This is a genomic window from Novosphingobium sp. BL-S-21 (assembly GCF_055521655.1).
In genome coordinates this window covers 1,103,968-1,122,286 of sequence record NZ_CM145496.1, presented here as the reverse complement: position 1 = coordinate 1,122,286, position 18,319 = coordinate 1,103,968, and the positions used below count along the sequence as shown (strand labels likewise).

At 65.1% G+C, this 18,319-nt stretch carries 17 protein-coding genes and 1 other RNA gene; 14 read left to right on the top strand and 4 right to left on the bottom strand.

Going from position 1 to position 18,319, the window contains the following annotated elements; genetic code table 11:
- Window positions 1-229: 229 nt before the first annotated feature.
- The 4 genes from ACZ1J6_RS13610 (at window position 230) to ACZ1J6_RS13595 (ending at window position 5,960) form a co-directional block, all read left to right on the top strand.
- Window positions 230-1,552, top strand: coding sequence for a dicarboxylate/amino acid:cation symporter (locus tag ACZ1J6_RS13610; protein WP_132263481.1), 1,323 nt, complete (start codon window positions 230-232; stop codon window positions 1,550-1,552).
- Between the two features lie 103 nt (window positions 1,553-1,655).
- Window positions 1,656-3,125, top strand: a complete 1,470-nt coding sequence (locus tag ACZ1J6_RS13605; RefSeq protein ID WP_431566955.1) for an alginate export family protein — start codon at window positions 1,656-1,658, stop codon at window positions 3,123-3,125.
- Between the two features lie 94 nt (window positions 3,126-3,219).
- Entirely contained in the window at window positions 3,220-4,845 is a 1,626-nt protein-coding gene (locus tag ACZ1J6_RS13600) for an NAD-dependent malic enzyme (RefSeq protein ID WP_431566954.1), read from the top strand.
- Between the two features lie 29 nt (window positions 4,846-4,874).
- Entirely contained in the window at window positions 4,875-5,960 is a 1,086-nt protein-coding gene (locus ACZ1J6_RS13595; protein WP_431566953.1) for an oxidoreductase, read from the top strand.
- Between the two features lie 146 nt (window positions 5,961-6,106).
- Here the strand turns inward: ACZ1J6_RS13595 and rpoH are convergent, their stop codons facing one another.
- Window positions 6,107-7,009, bottom strand: a complete 903-nt coding sequence (gene rpoH, locus ACZ1J6_RS13590; RefSeq protein WP_132263473.1) for an RNA polymerase sigma factor RpoH — start codon at window positions 7,007-7,009, stop codon at window positions 6,107-6,109.
- 94 nt (window positions 7,010-7,103) lie between these two features.
- The gene (locus ACZ1J6_RS13585; protein WP_132263471.1) at window positions 7,104-8,048 is read right to left on the bottom strand and encodes an RluA family pseudouridine synthase; all 945 of its coding nucleotides are present in this window, start codon (window positions 8,046-8,048) and stop codon (window positions 7,104-7,106) included.
- A gap of 18 nt (window positions 8,049-8,066) precedes the next feature.
- Between ACZ1J6_RS13585 and ACZ1J6_RS13580 the strand changes: the two genes are divergently transcribed.
- The 4 genes from ACZ1J6_RS13580 to rnpB all read left to right on the top strand — a co-directional run bounded on the left by ACZ1J6_RS13580 (window position 8,067) and on the right by rnpB (window position 10,354).
- Window positions 8,067-8,471, top strand: coding sequence for a M67 family metallopeptidase (locus ACZ1J6_RS13580; protein ID WP_431566952.1), 405 nt, complete (start codon window positions 8,067-8,069; stop codon window positions 8,469-8,471).
- A gap of 54 nt (window positions 8,472-8,525) precedes the next feature.
- Complete coding sequence (locus tag ACZ1J6_RS13575; protein ID WP_132263467.1) at window positions 8,526-9,167, top strand: histidine phosphotransferase family protein; 642 nt, start codon at window positions 8,526-8,528, stop codon at window positions 9,165-9,167.
- 32 nt (window positions 9,168-9,199) lie between these two features.
- Window positions 9,200-9,904, top strand: a complete 705-nt coding sequence (locus ACZ1J6_RS13570; RefSeq protein WP_132263465.1) for an N-acetylmuramoyl-L-alanine amidase — start codon at window positions 9,200-9,202, stop codon at window positions 9,902-9,904.
- Between the two features lie 9 nt (window positions 9,905-9,913).
- Window positions 9,914-10,354, top strand: an RNA gene (rnpB, locus tag ACZ1J6_RS13565) — RNase P RNA component class A.
- Between the two features lie 73 nt (window positions 10,355-10,427).
- Here the strand turns inward: rnpB and ACZ1J6_RS13560 are convergent.
- On the bottom strand, window positions 10,428-11,234 hold the full coding sequence (locus ACZ1J6_RS13560; RefSeq protein WP_134093174.1) for a metallophosphoesterase: 807 nt from the start codon (window positions 11,232-11,234) through the stop codon (window positions 10,428-10,430).
- A 276-nt stretch (window positions 11,235-11,510) separates the two neighbouring features.
- On the opposite strand from ACZ1J6_RS13560, the gene ACZ1J6_RS13555 reads away from it, so the two are divergent.
- Entirely contained in the window at window positions 11,511-12,323 is an 813-nt protein-coding gene (locus ACZ1J6_RS13555) for a TorF family putative porin (protein ID WP_431566951.1), read from the top strand.
- A gap of 55 nt (window positions 12,324-12,378) precedes the next feature.
- On the opposite strand, the gene ACZ1J6_RS13550 is transcribed toward ACZ1J6_RS13555, so the two are convergent.
- The gene (locus ACZ1J6_RS13550) at window positions 12,379-13,134 is read right to left on the bottom strand and encodes an SIMPL domain-containing protein (RefSeq protein WP_132263460.1); all 756 of its coding nucleotides are present in this window, start codon (window positions 13,132-13,134) and stop codon (window positions 12,379-12,381) included.
- Window positions 13,135-13,228: 94 nt separating this feature from the next.
- On the opposite strand from ACZ1J6_RS13550, the gene ACZ1J6_RS13545 reads away from it, so the two are divergent.
- The 5 genes from ACZ1J6_RS13545 (at window position 13,229) to ACZ1J6_RS13525 (ending at window position 18,285) form a co-directional block, all read left to right on the top strand.
- Window positions 13,229-13,657 carry a VOC family protein gene (locus ACZ1J6_RS13545; protein ID WP_132263458.1) on the top strand — a complete coding sequence of 143 codons (429 nt, stop codon included), beginning with the start codon at window positions 13,229-13,231 and terminating at the stop codon, window positions 13,655-13,657.
- A gap of 281 nt (window positions 13,658-13,938) precedes the next feature.
- Window positions 13,939-15,306, top strand: a complete 1,368-nt coding sequence (locus ACZ1J6_RS13540) for a glycosyl transferase family protein (RefSeq protein ID WP_243654092.1) — start codon at window positions 13,939-13,941, stop codon at window positions 15,304-15,306.
- Entirely contained in the window at window positions 15,303-16,562 is a 1,260-nt protein-coding gene (locus tag ACZ1J6_RS13535; protein WP_431566950.1) for a hypothetical protein, read from the top strand. The genes ACZ1J6_RS13540 and ACZ1J6_RS13535 overlap by 4 nt, the downstream gene beginning before the upstream one ends.
- 47 nt (window positions 16,563-16,609) lie before the next feature.
- Window positions 16,610-17,524 carry a sulfite exporter TauE/SafE family protein gene (locus tag ACZ1J6_RS13530; RefSeq protein ID WP_132263452.1) on the top strand — a complete coding sequence of 305 codons (915 nt, stop codon included), beginning with the start codon at window positions 16,610-16,612 and terminating at the stop codon, window positions 17,522-17,524.
- A 38-nt stretch (window positions 17,525-17,562) separates the two neighbouring features.
- A complete protein-coding gene (locus ACZ1J6_RS13525) occupies window positions 17,563-18,285 on the top strand; it encodes a TIGR02186 family protein (RefSeq protein WP_132264180.1) in 723 nt (240 codons plus the stop codon).
- Window positions 18,286-18,319 lie beyond the last annotated feature (34 nt).

Sequence of the window (18,319 nt, the reverse complement as noted above, 5' to 3'; positions counted from 1 at the left end):
AGCCTAGACCGGCAGGGAGCGATGTGCAAATTTCTGCACATCGCTGCAATGCAATGTGCCGATTGTTGCCCCTCGGCTCCGCATCTCTCCGCCGTAAAGGCCCGGAAATCAGCCGTTTCCAATGAATGCAAAAACTGCTTTTGCCGCAGCGTGGAATCGAACAGTTTCTGCCCGGCACGCGATAAGCATAAGTCTTGAGCGTGCCCGAGAGAGGAAGGAAGGCCTTACCATGCACGCCCAGTTGTCCGACACGCACGAACCGACCGCGCCAAAGCGCTGGTACGGACATCTTTATGTGCAAGTGCTCGTCGCCATCGCGGCGGGCGTGACGCTGGGCCACTTCGCCCCGGCCACGGGTGAGGCGCTGAAGCCGCTTGGCGATGCCTTCATCAAGCTGGTGAAGATGGTGATCGCGCCGGTCATTTTCCTGACCATCGTCACCGGCATCGCCTCCATGCGCGACTTGCGCTCGGTGGGCCGGGTGGCGGGCAAGGCGTTCGGCTATTTCTTCTTCTTCTCTACCCTGGCGCTGATCGTCGGGCTGGCCGTCGCAAACGTGGTTCGCCCCGGCCAGGGCCTGAACATCGATCCCGCCACGCTCGATGCCTCGAAGGTCGCACTTTACTCCGAGAAGGCACACGAAACGTCGATCACCGGGTTCCTGATGGAAATGATCCCGGACACATTCCTCTCCTCCATGACCCAGGGTAATATCCTTCAGGTCCTGGTGATCGCCATTCTCTTCGGCATTGCGCTGGCCATGCTGGGCGACCGCGGTGCGCGTCCGCTCTCGCTGCTGGAAGACGTGTCGCTGGTGTTCTTCAAGCTGGTCTCGATCGTCATGAAGGCCGCGCCGATCGGTGCTTTCGGCGCCATGGCCTTCACCATCGGCAAGTACGGCGTCGGCAGCCTTGCCAACCTCGTGGGCCTCGTCGCGACCTTCTACCTGACTTCCGCACTCTTCGTGGTGGTGGTGCTGGGCGTGGTCGCGCGGCTGGCAGGCTTCTCGATCTTCTCGCTGATTTCCTACCTCAAGGCCGAACTGCTGCTGGTGCTGGGCACGTCTTCCTCGGAAAGCGCGCTGCCTTCGCTGATGGAGAAGATGGAGCGCGCCGGCTGCCCCAAGAGCATCGTCGGCCTCGTCGTTCCCACCGGCTACAGCTTCAATCTCGACGGCACCAATATCTACATGACGCTGGCGGCGCTGTTCATCGCGCAGGCCTGCAACGTGGAACTGACGCTGGGCCAGCAGGTGCTGCTGCTGGGTGTGGCCATGCTCTCGTCAAAGGGTGCGGCGGGCGTCACCGGCGCGGGCTTCATCACCCTGGCCGCCACACTGTCGATCGTGCCTTCGGTGCCGGTCGCGGGGATGGCGCTGATCCTGGGCGTCGACCGCTTCATGTCGGAATGCCGCAGCCTCACCAACTTCATCGGCAATGCCGTGGCGACGGTGGTGGTCTCGCGCTGGGAAGGCCAACTCGACACCGAGCGGTTCAAGGCCGTGCTCGCCAATCGCGAGCCCGCTGCCACCGCGAGCCCCGCGCTCGTCTGACCCGAGATTGTTTGGGGCCGGTGCCGCTTTGAAAATACCCCGCGGGCATTCTTCAAACGGGCACTGACCCTCGGGGCTGCGGCCCCGCACAGGAATCATCCTTATGAAGACCGGTCTTCCGCGGCTGCTTGCCGCCACCCTTTGCTGCGCCCCGGCTCCGGCGCTTTTCGCAGCCCCCACCGCTGCACTGGCAGACGAGGCGAAAGCCCCGATCTACCCGGTTTCCTCCAATGGCGACGGCGCCGTCACTAACGGCTACAGCATCTCCCGCTGGGCCGAGGACTGGCGGTCGATGGCCGATACCAAGAAGCGCGACGACTTTCTCGACCGGCTCAAGTTCCTGCCCCTGAACGAGACCGGAGACATCTACGTCACGCTTTCGGGCGAACTGCGCCTGCGGGTCAACCAGACCACCAATCCCAACTTGCGCGAGGCCGAGGCCCAGCGGCAGGACATCAGCCGCATGGTGGTGGGCGCCGACGTCCATGTCGGCCCGCATTTGCGCTTCTACGGGGAACTGGCCCATGCCGGCCTCGCGGGCGAGAACATCGGCACGCCCGCCACCAACATGAGCAACGGCCTCGTCGCCCAGCAGTATTTCGCGGAGGCCAATGGCCGGCTGGCAGGGCTGGACGTGGGCATCCGCTATGGGCGGCAGGAGTTCGTGGACGGACCCAACCTGCTGACGTCGCAGCGCGACAACAACACCATCCACTACACGCTCAACGGCGTGCGCGCCTGGGCGCGCGGCAAGGCGGTGCGGGCGGACGTCTTCGACTTGCGCCCCACCGCTTATGGCGAGGACGGCATCGGCGACGACAAGAGCGATCCCGAGCGCCGCTTTTCCGGCGTGACGCTGGGTTATGCCGTGCCGAAGACGTTCCTGGGCGATTCGAAGCTCTTCGTGGATCCCTTCCTCTGGCGGCGCCGTAACGGCGTGGGCACCTGGGGAGGGCGGATCGGCCCGGCCACGCGCTATTACGGCGGGGTCCACGTCTACGGCGATGCCGGGCCGATCAACCTCGACTGGACGGTGAACCACCAGTGGGGCGAATTCATCGACCAGAAGATCGACGCCTGGCAGGTGCTGCTGGCGCAGTCCTACCGGCTGGGGGCGTCGAAGTCCGCGCCGCGGATCGGGCTCAGCGCGGACTATGCCAGCGGCGGGGGCGGCTATGGCGACGGCAAGCTGCGCGATGCCTACTCGCCTTTCGGCAACAACGTCTATTTCAGCTACCAGCTCTACCTGACGCCCAGCAACTTGCGCGCCATCGCGCCCACTTTCAGCTTCACGCCGCTGAAGAACGTGAAAGTGAATGCCGAATACCGCTTCGCCTGGCGTGACAGTGTCACCGATGCGGTCTATCGGGCCAACGGCCAACCCTTTGCCGGCACCCAGAACGGCCGGGCGCGCAAGATCGCCGAACTCGCCCGCTTGCAGGCGGTCTGGCAGATCTCGCCCCGCGTTTCGTTCACCGGGCGCTACGAGCATCTCGAAGCCGGCCCCGCGCTGACCGATGCGGGATACCGCAGCTCCGATTTCCTGGCGGGCTGGCTGAGTCTGCGTTTCTAGGGCGAAATTCGCCCTGGATCATTGGTTTGAAGCATTTTTTCGAGTCGTCAGGCGGCCTGCCTGACCTGAAAATGCTGTGAAGGAAAGGTCGTCGATGTCTCCCACCCGTCACGCTGCCGCCCGTGCGCTGCTTTCCGATCCCCTGACCAACAAGGGGACCGCTTTCACCGCCGAGGAGCGTGACGAGTTCGGCCTCCATGGCCTGCTGCCGCCCCATGTCGGCACGCTGGACAGCCAGATCGAGCGCCGCCGCAAGGCGCTGGAGGAAAAGGAAAGCGACTTCCAGCGCTACGCTTTCCTGCGCGAGCTTCAGGATTCGAACGAAGTGCTGTTCCATGCGCTGGTCCAGAGCGACCTGCCGCGCATGCTGCCACTGGTCTATACGCCCACCGTGGGCGAGGGCTGCGAGCGCTTCAGCGAGATCTGGCGCCGCCCGCGCGGCCTGTTCCTGAGCTACCCCAACAAGGACCGCATTTCCGACATCCTGGCCGACCCCGCCTATGACCGGGTCAAAGTGATCGTCGTCAGCGACGGCGAACGCATTCTCGGCCTGGGAGACCAGGGCGCGGGCGGCATGGGCATCCCCATCGGCAAGCTGGCGCTCTATACCGCCTGCGCCGGCATCCACCCTTCCGAAGTCCTGCCGATCCTGCTCGACCTCGGCACCGACAACCACGCGCGCCGCGAAGACCCGCTCTACGTAGGCTGGCGTGCCGGGCGCGTCCGGGGGCAGGACTACGACGATTTCGTCGAGGCTTTCGTCAGCGCGGTGGATGACCGCTTCCCCGGCGTCCTGCTCCAGTGGGAGGATTTCGCGGGCAAGAACGCCTACGATCTCCTGGTCCGCTATCGTGACCGGCTGCTCAGCTTCAACGACGACATCCAGGGCACCGCCGCCACAGCCGTCGGCACGCTTCTGGCAGCGATCGGCAGGACCGGCGTGCCGCTGACCGAGCAGCGCGTCGTGCTCTTCGGCGCGGGCGCGGCGGGCAGCGGCGTGGCGGAGATGCTGGTCCAGGCCATGGTCGCCGAAGGTCTCGACGACAGGTCCGCGCGCGCCCGGATCTGGGCGGTCGACCGGGACGGATTGATCCTTTCCGACGTGCCCCGCCTGCCGCCGCAGCAGCTTCGCCTTGCCCGCGATCCGGCAGAGATCGCAGGCTGGAACGTCAGCGGCCAGAACATGATCTCGCTTCAGGAAGTGGTCGCCAATGTCCACCCGACCGTGCTGATCGGCACATCGGGCCAGAAAGCGGCCTTCGATGAGCGCACCGTCCGCACCATGGCCGAAAACGTCGAGCGCCCGGTGATCTTCCCGCTATCGAACCCCATCTCGCGCGCCGAAGCCCATCCCGCGGACATCCTGGAGTGGACCGGCGGCAAGGCCATCGTCGGCACCGGCAGTCCCTTCGGCACGCCGGGCGTCACGCAAGTCAACAATGTCTATGTCTTCCCCGGTGTCGGCCTTGGCGCCCTGGCGAGCGGGGCGACCGCGATCAGCGACGGCATGTTCATGGTCGCCGCGCGCCGCCTGGGCGAACTGAGCCGCGCCGATCACGATGGCCTGCTGCCCGCCGTGACCGAGCTTCGCGACGTGGCACTGGAAATCGCCGTCGTGGTGGCGGCCCAGGCACAGGCCGAGGGTCTCGCCACGGCCGAGCCGGATGCGCTGACGCGGGAAAGCATTGCCGCCAGCATGTGGCAGGCCCAATACGTCTGAACGGCCACTAGCCCGAGAAGGAACACGACATGACCCCGGCAAGCGAAGCTCTCAAGGTCGGCCTCCTCGGGTACGGCTATGCCGGGGCCACGTTTCACGCTCCGCTGATCGGCGCGGTGGAAGGGCTGGAACTGGTCGGCGTCGCCAGCCGGAGCGCCGACAAGGTCCTGGCCGCGTTCCCCGGTGCGACGGTGCATGCCGACCCCGCGGCCCTGCTGGGCGATGCAGAACTCGATCTGGTGGTCGTGGCCACACCTAACGATACGCATTTCCCGCTGGCCCAGGCGGCCTTGCGCGCGGGCAAGAACGTCGTCGTCGACAAACCCTTCACGCTCGACATGGCCGAGGCCCGCGCGCTGATCGCCTTGGCCGAAGAGACTGGCCGCCAGCTCACCGTGTTCCACAATCGCCGCTGGGACAGCGATTTTCGCAGCATCTGCAAGGCCATTGAACAGGGTCTTCTCGGCGAAGTCTCACACCTCGAAAGCCACTTCGACCGCTTCCGCCCGCAAGTGCGTGACCGTTGGCGCGAGAACGATGGACCCGGCGCCGGCATCTGGTTCGATCTGGGGCCTCATCTCGTGGACCAGGCGCTGCTGCTGCTGGGCTTGCCGGACCGGGTCACGGCTTCTCTGGCACTCCAGCGCGAAGGCGCGCGCAGCGCCGACTGGGCCCATGTGGTGCTGGAGTTCGGCGCGAAGCGGGCGGTTCTGCATGCCTCGATGCTGGTGGCGGGCGGCGTGCCGCGCTTCATCGTCCACGGAACCGGCGGCAGCGCCGTCAAGCAGGGCATGGACGTGCAGGAAAGCCAGTTGCTCTCCGGCATGGCGCCTGGCGCCGAAGGGTGGGGCGAGGACCCTGATCCGCTCGTGCTCTACAATGGCGAAGGACAGGCAAGCCGTCTTCCGGCCGAACCCGGCGACCAGCGTGAGTTCTATCGCCTGGTGGCAGAAGCGGCGCGGGGCAGGGCGGCCAATCCGGTGCCGCCGATCCAGTCGCTCGCGGTCATGGCCGTGATCGAGGCGGCCGAGCGATCCGCTGCGGAAGGACGCGGCATGGAGCTGCCGCTGACTGAAGCCGAGCGCGCGGCCTGGACGGCAAGCCGGGCCGGGTGAGCCGGTCCTGGTCGTGAGGGCGGCCGAAGAACCCGCCTCTCGAACCCTGCGCCGCCGTCATCCCGAACCCGTTTCGCGCAAGTAGCCCAAACGAAAACGGGCCGCCCTTTCGGACGGCCCGTTTCTCATTTCCCTGCAGCCGAAGCTCAGCCCGCGGGTAGGAGCTTGCGGTCGCTGGCGATGCGGTTCATCGCCTTCTGCAGCTTCTCGAAAGCGCGCACCTCGATCTGGCGGACGCGCTCGCGGCTGACGTGATAGACCTGGCTCAGCTCTTCGAGCGTCTTGGGGTCTTCGGTCAGGCGGCGTTCCATCAGGATGTCACGCTCCCGCTCGTTAAGGCCGTCCATGGCCTCCACCAGCATGGCGTGGCGCACGGTGGCTTCTTCGGCATCGGCAACGGTTTCGTCCTGAAGCGGGCGTTCGTCCGCCAGGATGTCCTGCCACTGTCCTTCGCCTTCCTCGCGCAGGGAGACGTTCAGCGAAGCATCGCCGCCCATCATCATGCGCCGGTTCATGTTGACCACTTCCTGCTGGGAAACCCCGAGCGTGGTAGCGATCTTGGCGACATCGTCCGGATGAAGATCCGAATCCTCGTAAGCGTCGAGGTTCTTCTTCATGCGGCGAAGGTTGAAGAACAGCTTCTTCTGCGCGGCCGTGGTGCCCATCTTCACGAGCGACCACGAACGCAGGATGTACTCTTGAATCGAAGCCTTGATCCACCACATAGCATAAGTGGCGAGGCGGAAGCCCCGATCGGGTTCGAACTTCTTCACGCCCTGCATGAGGCCGATGTTGCCTTCGGAGATGAGTTCCGAGACCGGCAGGCCATAGCCGCGGTAACCCATGGCGATCTTCGCAACGAGGCGAAGATGGCTGGTGACCAGCTGGCCGGCTGCCGCCGGATCCTCATGCTCCTTGTAGCGCTTGGCGAGCATGTATTCCTGCTCGGGCGCGAGAAGCGGGAACTTGCGGATCTCGGACAGGTAACGGTTGAGGCTCTGCTCACCGCCCAGTGCCGGCACCGCCGGGAGATTACGTTCCTTGCTCACAATATCCGTCCTTTCCGGTCGGCCCGCGGTCGAAGACCCTTGCGAGGCGTCTTAGCTTGCGGCCACCTGTTCAAGATAGCACAATTATCCGATTTCAGTTTCGCAGTTCATCGATCAGCGTCTGCATGTCGTCGGGCAGCGGACTGATGAAATGGACTCTCTCTCCAGTAACGGGATGGACGAAGCCGAGTTCCGCGGCATGAAGAGCCTGACGGACGAAGCCGAGTCGCTGGAGGATCGGACGAATCGCAGTTGGGGTACGACCATATACAGGGTCTCCCAATAGCGAATGCCCGATTGACGACATGTGAACGCGCACCTGATGCGTCCTTCCGGTTTCCAGCCGGCACTCCACGAGCGATGCGTTCTTCAGCGTTTCCAGTGTCTTGTAATGGGTGACGGCATGCTTGCCGCGCCCGTCCTCCACCAGGGCCATCTTCTTGCGGTTGACACTCGATCGGGCGATGGCGCCGCGCACCGTTCCCGCGATCGGGATGGGGCGCCCGGACACGACGGCCCGGTAGGCGCGTGCGATCGAATGGTCGGCGAACTGCGCGGCCAGGCCCTCATGCGCCTTGTCGGTCTTGGCGACGACGAGCAGGCCGGACGTGTCCTTGTCGATTCGATGGACGATTCCCGGCCGCGCCACGCCGCCGATGCCGGAAAGCTGGCCGCGGCAGTGATGGAGCAGGGCGTTGACCAGGGTTCCGTCGAGATTGCCCGCCGCCGGATGCACGACGAGACCGGCCGGCTTGTCGACGATGACGAGATATTCGTCCTCGAACACGATGTTCAGCGGAATGTCCTGCGCGGCCGCCTCTGCCGGTGCGGCTTCGGGCACGTCGATCGCGAAAGCGGTGCCCCCCGCCACCTTGAGCGAAGCCTGCGAGACCGGCTTGCCGCTCAGCGTTATGCGCCCTTCGCCCATCAGCGCCTTGACGCGTTCGCGCGAAAGTCCGCTGGCCTCTGCCAGCGCCTTGTCCAGACGGCCGCCCTCGCTGCCGATGAACCCTTCGATGATGTTTTCGTAAGCCCCCATTGCCTGTAGGATTTGGGGATGAATGTCGAAGTGACAAGTGAGCTGATCGCAAGATTGCATGCAGAATCTTTACGTGCCCATCCGGAGGAATGCTGCGGCATCCTGCTGGGCACGCGGGAAAATGACGGCGAACGGATCGCGGGCGCGATTCCCGCCGCCAACGTCGCCGCGGAGCCTGCGCGCCATTTCGAGATCGACCCCCGCGTCCTGCTGGCCGCACACCGTGCCGCGCGCCAGGGCGGACCGCAAGTTATCGGCTATTACCACTCCCACCCCACCGGCGATCCCGTGCCTTCCGCCACGGACTGCGAACATTCCACCGGGGATTTGCGCGTTTGGGCGATCATAGCCGACGGGCAGGTTGCTTTCTGGCGCGATACCGGGAAAGGATTTGCGGCCGTCACGAGCCGTATTGTCGAATGATCCTTCGCAACGGCCTGAACTCGAATGATTACTGCAAAGGGAAGTCCCCGTTCCATGACCACAAGCTCGCTCGAACTTGCCAGCCTGCTTTGTTCGCGCCTGTGCCATGACATGCTCAGTCCCGTTGGTGCGCTGACCAACGGGCTGGAGCTGCTTGCGGACGAGAAGGACCCTGAAATGCGCCAGCGCTGCTTCGAGCTGCTGGACCAGAGCGCGCGGATTTCGGCTGACAAGCTGAAGTTCTTCCGCCTGGCCTTCGGCGCTGCGGGCGGCTTTGGCGACATGGTTCCCGTCACCGAGGCGCGCGCCCTGATCGATGCGCTGGTGGCCAACAACGCCCGCATCGTGCTGAACTGGGCGCTCGCCAGCGATATGCTGCCCAAGCCGGCGGTGAAGACGCTGCTCAACTTCGGCCTGATCGGCATCGAGGCGCTGCCGCGCGGCGGCACGCTGGATCTCGCGGCGGAATTCCGCGACGGCATGAGCGAGATCGTCGTGCGTGCGGCCGGCCCGCGCATCGCTTTCGACCGCGACATCGGCCGCGCCCTCGAAGGCGCGCTGCCGGAAGGCGACTTGTCGAGCCGCACCGCGCCGGCCGCGATGATCCAGCAACTTGCCCATGCCCAGGGCGGCAAGCTGCAATATGCCCTGGCCGACGACGCGCTGGTGCTCGGCGCCGTGCTGCCCGGCGCGTGAAGGCCTGAACGGAGAAGGGCGGAAGGACGACGATGAACCGCTGGCTTGTCAATTCCATCGTCAAGTCGCCCAACTTCAATGAGCGCAAGTTGCCGATCTCGATGGTCGTGCTGCATTATACCGGCATGAAATCCGCCGCCGAGGCGTTGGAGCGGATGTGCGATCCCGAGGCGGAAGTCTCGGCGCACTACATGATCGACGAGGCGGGCGCGGTGACTTCGCTCGTCCCTGAGGAAAAGCGGGCCTGGCATGCCGGGCGCTCCTACTGGCGGGGCGTTACCGACGTGAATTCGGCCTCGATCGGCATCGAACTGGTCAATCCCGGGCACGAATGGGGCTATCGTCCCTTTCCCGAAGCGCAGATGGAAGCCTTGCTTCCGCTGCTGGCCGATATCGTCAAGCGCAACCACATTCCGCGCGGCAACGTCGTCGGCCATTCCGACATTGCCCCGGCCCGCAAACAGGATCCCGGCGAGTTCTTCGACTGGGCCAGGCTGGGCGACCTGGGGCTGGCGCTGAAGATCCCGCTCGCGAAGATGAACTTGTTCTACGACAATCCGGGCGCCTTCTATCTCGCGCTGGAACGGTTCGGCTACGACATTTCCGACGGCCGCGCCGCAGTCACGGCTTTCCAGCGCCGCTGGCGGCCCGAACTGATCGACGGCCAGATCGATGGAGAAATCGGCGCGATTCTCTTGGAACTGCTGTTGGAGCAGGGCAGCGGCCGTGCTAGGTGACCGCTCGCACCGGGGGGCCGGGCAGCCGCGGGCGTCTTTTGACGCGCGAGGAAAGTCCGGGCTCCACGAAACAAGGGTGGCGGGTAACGCCCGCCGGGCGAGTCGGGTTTTCAGGCCCGGCGAAGCTTAGGGAAAGTGCCACAGAGAGCAGACCGCCTCGCCAACAGGGTTCGTCCCTTGCGGCAGGTAAGGGTGAAAGGGTGCGGTAAGAGCGCACCGCGCTTCCGGTAACGGAAAGCGGCATGGCAAACCCCACTCGGAGCAAGACCGAATAGGGGCTGCGCGCCGTCTTTGAACGGCGGGTTCGTTTCGGACCCAGGCAGCCCGGGTTGGTCGCTTGAGCGGCGCAGCAATGCGTCGCCTAGAGGAATGGCTGCCGCCGCGGCGTAAGGTCCCTCCTTGGGGAGACCACGCCAGGTACAAAACCCGGCTTACAGGCTCCCCGGTGCATTTTCATGACAACGCGCGATGCCGGATCGCCGCGCACGCTTTGTCGAACCGCTCAGGCGGGGGGGCGAACCGCTCAAGCGGGTGCTTCCGCAGCGACCTGGACCGTGATCCCGTCCTCGCTCTCGCAGGCCTGGATGAACCAGCGCTCGCTGCCCTGGAGCCCGATGGCGGTGAGGCGGCCGTGCATGTAGGCCCCGGTGTCGATACCCACGCGGTTGCCCCGGATCTCCGGTTCCTGCGTGATCGTATGCCCATGGATGACGAAGCCGCCGAATTCCCCATTGTGGCTGAGGAACGGTTCGCGGATCCACCGGCAGTCGTGCCCCAGCTGGTTTTCCAGCGGCGTTTCGGGTCGGACGCCGGCATGGACGAAGACGTAGTCGCCCACGCGGATCATCTTCTGGAACCCGTCGATGAAGTCGAAATCGTCCTGCGGGATGGCTTCCATCGCCGCGCGCTGCAGTTCGTCGAGTTCGGCATCCATCACGAATTGCGGGTCCATGCCATAAGACAGGATGGTCTCGCGGCCGCCGAATTTCAGGAAGCTGCGAAAGGCGTCCAGCTTGTCGCGGGAGACGAGCAGCATTTCCTCGTGATTGCCCTGGATGAATTCGACATCGCGTTCGCGCGCCCATTGCCGGGCGCGGGCCAGCACCCCGGCACTGTCCGGTCCGCGGTCGATCAGGTCGCCGAGCAGGATGACCAGGCTATGCGCACTGTTTCGTTGGGCGTCGTCGCGCTCGATCGCCTCTATCAGGCGCTCGAACAGGTCCAATCGGCCGTGGATGTCGCCGATCGCATAGATGCGCTGTCCAATGGGCAGTTGGGGAAGGCGGGCGCTGGGAGCGCGGCCGAGGAGGTTTCTGATCTTCGCGAGCATTGCGTTGGTGGCGACTATAGGAAACGCGGCTCATGCCCACAAGCACAACGCGGCCTTCGTCATACGCATTAAGCCGAGGCGTGCCGGCTTCGCGGGTAGTGGCCCAAAATCCACACAAGGTTTCCCGAATGTTTCTGGAATGAGATTTTTCTTGTTCCAATCTTGGGTGCGGTGCAGCAATATTGTGCAGCTGCAATCGCCTTCAAGACAGAAAGGCGATGCGGCAAAGCAGGCTGGGACGAGACACCCCAAGAAGAATTCAGTGAGGGAATGACCATGTTTATGTCCGTCCGCGGCGCTTTCGCCGCCACTCTGCTCGCATCCAGTGCAATCGCAGCAACTCCGGCTTTCGCTGACGAGGCCGACGCGCCTTCCGAAGTGACCGTGACCGGCAACGTCGCGCTCACCAGCGACTATCGCTTCCGCGGCGTCTCGCTCTCCGGTGGTGATCTGGCCGTCCAGGGCGGCATCACCGTCTCCCACAAGAGCGGTTTCTACGCCAGCATCTGGTCCTCCTCGCTTCACAGCAGCGAAGTGGACGTGGATGGCGACGGCGTGGGCGACGGATCGGTCTATGGCGACCAGGAACTCGATCTCATCGGCGGCTGGACGGGCGAAGTGACCTCGGGCCTGACGCTTGACGCCGGGCTGCTCTATTACGTCTATCCCAGTGGCAAGATCGGCGACGCGAACTATTGGGAGCCCTACGCCTCGATCAGCGGGCAGGTCGGACCGGCCAAGCTGAAGCTGGGCCTTGCCTACGACTGGAAGCAGAAGGGCCTGCTCGACAACAACGGCAGCAAGTCGGACAACCTCTACGTCTACGGCAATGTCGACGTTGCCATTCCGAACACGCCCGTCACCGTTTCCGGCCACCTCGGTTATACCGACGGCGTCCTTTCGCCCTGCTACTATTGCACGGACAGCCGGACGTTCAACGACAAGACCGGCATCGACTATTCGATCGGCGCCTCGATGACGCTGTTCGGCCCGCTTTCCGCCAGCATCAGCTATGTCGGCGTCAGCGGCGTCTCGGTCGACAGCTATACGGACGACACCGTGGTGGGCACGCTTACCGCCTCGTTCTGATCGACAAGCGTTTTGCAGGAGGACCCGCCCGGAGCGATCCGGGCGGGGCTTGCCTCTACTTGAGATAGAAGTCCACGGTCGTGACCACGCGCACCTTCTTGTAGGGCGTATCGGACACGCCCCAGCCACCACCCGAATCGCCGTCGCGCGCTTCGATGGTGAAATAGCCCTGGGTCGCGCTCTTGATGGCGCCGACCTGGGCGCCGCTGTCCTGCGCGAACTGTTCGGCAGCCGCCCGTGCATCGCGGGTAGCAGCAGCGACCATCGGCGGCTTGATGTCGTTGAGGCGAGTGAAAGTGAAAGCCATGCCCGAACCTTCCTCCAGGATGACCCCGCGCCGCACCAGTTCGAACTGACGCCTCACTGCCGATTGCGCGCGCTTCACGTCCTGAGTGCGCAAGGTGACGCGCTGGCGGACAGTGAAAGTGACGACGCCATTGTCCTTGCTCTGCTGCACGTTGGCCCCGGTCGGCTGCAGCGCATCGGCAGGGAACCCGAGTTCGCGGAAGAACGTCTCGATCGCCCGCGTATCGTTCTCGACGCCCGATTGCGCCGTCGAAAGATCGCCGGCGGAAGCGGAATAGGCGATCGTCCAGGTCGCAAGGTCGGCCGTGACGTCGCGCTCCGCCAGCCCGCGAACCGTCACCGAGCGATCCGCCCGGTGCGCGCGCTTCATGCCGTCGCCAAGGAGATAGCCGCCGGCCACCAGCCCGATGGCCAGGATCGTGGAGGCCGCCAGCCAGCCCCTAACGACAGGATCGCGCAAGAAGGAGGTGGAGTGGCGAGGGTCGGATGGGCTAGTGTCAGGCATCGCGGCTTCTCCCTGAAGTCTCGCGGAGCATGGCCGAACAGGTGTGTATCCGCGATGAACCGTTTTTCATATGCGATAAGTTGAAGGAATCTCCGTGACCAAGTACCTCCACACCATGATCCGCGTGACTGATCCGGACGCGACGATCCGCTTCTTCGAACTGATCGGCCTGCAGGAAACCCGCCGCTTTTCGAGTGAGCAGGGCCGGTTCACGCTGATCTATCTTGCCGTGCCGGGCGAGGAGTCCGAAGTGGAGCTGACCTATAACTGGCCGGCCGAGGACGGCTCGTTCGAGCAGTACGAGGGCGGCCGCAATTTCGGCCATCTCGCCTTCCAGGTCGACGATATCTACGCAACCTGCCAGACGCTGGCCGATGCCGGCGTGACGATCAACCGGCCGCCGCGCGACGGCCACATGGCCTTCATCCGTACGCCGGACGGCATTTCGGTCGAGCTGTTGCAGGACGGCCGTCTCGATCCCGCCGAGCCCTGGGCATCGATGCCGAACATCGGCAGCTGGTAAACCCGACGCCGCCGGGCGCGGGCTACGCTGGCTCAGTGCATTGGGCAACGCCCGGCGGCTTTTCGGACGGGTTCCCGAAAAGTTAGTTAACTTTGTGAAATAGACGCTTGTTCATTGGTGTGCCGCTGGCGCCGGACATACCTCCCGCCCCGCAACGGAAGTCTTGGGAATCGGTTGGCGACAGTGCCTCCGACAGCCGGGACAGGGATTAATTCCGATCTCCAGCGGGGGCTAACATGGGATTGGTTGAACTTGTTCGGCAGGCGCTTTCAGGCCTGCTTATGATCGAGCAGGAGCTTTTGCTCTTCGCCGGTTTCTGGGTGCTCATCGGCACTCTCGACGAAGTGGCGGTCGATTGCTGCTGGCTATGGTTCCGCATGACGGGGCGGGCACGGACGCAGCGCATCACGGGCGACGCTGCCCGCGCGCCGCTGCGGGGCAAGGCGGCGATCTTCATTGCCGCCTGGCAGGAAGACCAGGTGATTGGTCATACGATCCGCCATGCCTTGTCGGCCTGGCGGCAGGACGATTTCACGCTCTATGTCGGTTGCTACGGCAACGATGCCGCCACTGTCGGCGCAGCGATGGAGGGCGCGGGCACGGACGCGCGCGTTCGGGTGATCATCCATGAACGCGCCGGACCCACCACCAAGGCGGATTGTCTGAACCGGCTCTACCGCGCGCTTTGCGACGATGAACGCCAGAGCGGCCGGGCCTATCGCTGCGTCATTCTTCACGACGCCGAAGACATGGTCCATGCTGCCGAACTGGCCGTGGTCGATGCAGGTCTGGCTTCGGCGGACTTCGTGCAGATTCCGGTACGGCCGGAGCCGCAGGCGGCATCGCGCTGGGTGGGCGGCCACTATCTCGACGAGTTCACCGAAGCCCATACCAAGTCGCTGGTCGTCCGCGATGCCTTGGGGGCGGCGATTCCGGCAGCAGGAGTAGGCTGCGGGTTCGGCCGCGACATGCTGGAGCGGATCGCGCAAGGCCGCCTGGCCGAAGGCAATCCGGGTCCGTTCGCGGCGGAATGTCTCACCGAGGATTACGAACTGGGCGTTCTGGTATCGCGCGAAGGCGGGCGCTCGCGCTTCCTTCGCGTGCGGGACGAGCAAGGGGAACTCGTCGCGACGCGGGCCTATTTCCCGGCCCGGTTCCGCGAATCGATCCGGCAGAAGACGCGCTGGATCCATGGCATCGCCTTCCAGGGCTGGGAAAGGCTCGGCTGGGAAGGCAGTTCGGCAGATACCTGGATGGCCCTGCGTGACCGGCGCGGGCCTCTCACCGCGATCGTGCTCGCCAGCAGCTATGCCCTCATCCTGGTCGAGGGCATTCTCGGGGTTCCGCGGATCCTGGGCTGGGAAACCGCCACGAAGCCGCCGCCGATGCTGGCCTGGATGATCGCGGTCGGTCTGTTCAGCCTGGTGTGGCGCAGCGTGGTGCGCGCTGCACTCACGACCCGCGAATATGGGGTTGCCGAGGGTTTCCGCGCCATCTTGCGCATTCCGGTGGCCAACTACATCGCGATCATGGCCGGGCGTGATGCCTTGGCCTCCTACATCCGCACGCTGAGGGGCGGCGAGGTCACCTGGGACAAGACCCGGCACGATGCGCATCCGGCCTCGCTTGGCGGAGTGGCGGCAGCATGAGCCTGACACAGCCTTTTCGCGGACAGCCGCTCGTGGCCTTGCTGGCAGTGCTGGCAGGCTGGATGGGCGGCCGGATCTCAACCTGGCAAAGTCCTTTGCCGATCGAGGCAGACATCGTTCATGCTTCTCCGGTCGCAACCGGCGGCGGACAAGGTCTCGCTGGCAACGGCAGCGATGATGCCCTTGAAGGCCCCCTGTCGCCGCCCGGCTCGGGGCTCTATCCGCCCCTGGAATACCTGGCGATGGAGCGGGGCATGGCCGGGCCGGGTTATGCCATGCCGGCAAGGACGAGCCAGCCCTATCCCGTATTCGTGCGCGTGCCGGTATGGGTGAACGGCCCGGGTTACGGAGTAGCGACCCGGGCGCCGGCGGCTTTTCCTCTGAGTCAGGATCTCCCGATGCAGTATGGGATAAGCGGCCTGCCCGGCGCGCCGGAGTGGCGCGCGCGTGGCTTCGATGTCACGCCGGCCGCGTTCGTTTCCGGCACGGCAGCTGGGTCGCGCATGCCTTCGGGCCTGCCGCCGCTCTGGCAGCTTGCGGCTCAGCCCGGCCCGCCGCCGAGCGTAACCCCTGTCGCGGGACCGAGGCCGTTCCCCAAGCGATGGTCCGGAGATTCCTGGGCGCTGCTTCGGCATAACGGTGCAGGGGGGATCACCAACGGCGCGCTGCCCGCGACCTATGGTGCCAGCCAGACCGGCGCGGTGCTGCGCTATCGCCTGTCGCTGGACGATCCGCGGCGCCTTACGGGCTACATGCGCACGACCACGACGCTGAGTTCGGTCATGCGCGAAACCGCCGGCGCGCTGGGCTTTTCCGCCCGGCCTTTCCCGAAGCTGCCGGTCATCGCCGCACTCGAGGCCAGATTGACGGAGCAGGGGGGCGTGCACCGTTTCCAGCCGGCGGCCATGGCGATCACCGAGCTTCCGCCGTTTCCTCTGCCGAAGGGCTGGCGCGGCGAGGCCTACGGGCAGGCGGGCTATGTCGGCGGCACGTTCGCAACGCCTTTTGCTGACGGACAGTTTCGCGCCGACCGCGGGCTGTTCTCGGTGGGGCGCCTGGAAGGACGCCTGGGCGGAGGCGCCTGGGGCGGCGTGCAAAAAGGTGCCGGACGGCTCGATGCCGGACCGAGCGCGACGTTTGCCGTGCCGCTGGGACGCGGGGCATTCGGAAGGGTTGCCGTCGACTGGCGGTTCCGTATCGCCGGCGATGCCGATCCCGGCTCGGGGCCTGCCGTCACTCTATCCGCAGGTTTCTGATTCCCGGCTTTCCTAGCGGCGGATGCTGCGGTAGCGAGAGGGGTGGAATGGATGTCTACCTCCCCATAGCCAACCTCTCCGTCAACGGTCTCATCATCGTTGGCCTGGGGGCGATCACGGGCCTGCTTTCGGGCATGTTCGGCGTGGGCGGCGGCTTCCTCACCACGCCGTTGATGATCTTCTACGGCATCCCGCCGACCGTGGCCGCTGCTTCCGCGGCCAGCCAGGTGACCGGCGCCAGCGTCTCCGGCGTGTTCGCGCATACCCGGCGGGGCGGGGTGGATTATCACATGGGCACGGTCATGGTGGCCGGCGGCATCATCGGCACCGGCATCGGCGCGGCGCTGTTCAGCCTGCTGCAGCGGCTGGGGCAGATCGATACGGTCATCAATATCCTCTACGTGTTGATGCTCGGCTCGATCGGCGGACTGATGGCCAAGGAGAGCATCCAGACGATCCGTGCGGAGCGATCCGGGGTGCCCATCGCGGCCCGCAAGCGCCGCCACCACCCGATGGTCGCCAGCCTGCCGCTGCGCTGGCGATTCTACCGCTCGGGGCTGTACATCTCACCGCTTGCTCCGCTGTTGCTCGGCATGGGCACCGGCATCCTGACGATGCTGATGGGCGTGGGCGGCGGCTTCATCCTCGTGCCGGCGATGCTCTATATCCTTGGCATGAGTGCCAATGTCGTGGTCGGCACTTCGCTCTACCAGATCCTGTTCGTCACCATGGCGACGACGATGATGCATTCGATGACCACCCATGCGGTCGACATCGTGCTGGCCTCGCTGCTGCTGCTGGGATCCGTCACGGGCGCGCAACTCGGCGCGCAATTCGCCCAGAAAGCGAGCCCGGTGAAGCTGCGCCTCGTCCTGGCGATCATCGTGCTGCTGGTCGCGGGGCGCATGGCGATCGGGCTGGGCTATCGTCCGGACGAGATCTACACGGTCGCCCCGCTGTGAAGCGCGGGCTGGCCCCGTTCCTCGCGCTTGCCGCGGCCATGGCGCTCGGCGGCGCACGCGATCCGATCCTGGTTCCCGAGGTGTCCCAGCACGAAGTGGATCTGCGGCAAGGCTTCACCGGCACCGAATTGCTGCTGTTCGGCGCGATCCTTACGCCGGAAGGCTCCCGCGCTGCGCAGGATTACGACATCGTGGTCGTGCTCAAGGGACCGACCCAGTCCATCGTCCTGCGCGAAAAGCAGAAAGTCGCCGGCATCTGGATCAATGCGGACAGCACGGAATTGCGTTCCGCGCCGTCCTACTATGGCCTGGCGTCGACCCGGCCGATCAAGGACATCGTCGACGACAAGACGGCCGCGATCTACGAACTCGGTCTCAAGTGGCTGCAACTCTCGCCGATCGGGGCCATCGATCCCACCGAGCAGGCGCGCTTTTCCGACGGCCTGGTCGATCTCAATCGCCGCAACGGCCTCTATCGCGACGAGGAGGGCGGCGTGAAAGTGAGTGAGCAGGTGCTCTATCAGGCGCGCATCCGGCTGCCCTCGCAAGTGCCCATCGGCACCTATACGGCGGAGACTTATGCCATTTCGCGGGGGCGGGTGGTCGCTTCGGCCAGCAGCCAGGTCCAGGTGCGCAAGCTCGGCTTCGAAAGGGCGATCGCCAACTTCTCAGAAAACTACGGCTTTGCCTATGGCCTCTTGGCGGTCCTCGTTTCGGTGGGCATGGGCTGGCTTGCCGGACGGCTTTTCGCCCTCCGCTAGGCAGCATCGCCGGCCGCTCTTAGGCGGAAATTAA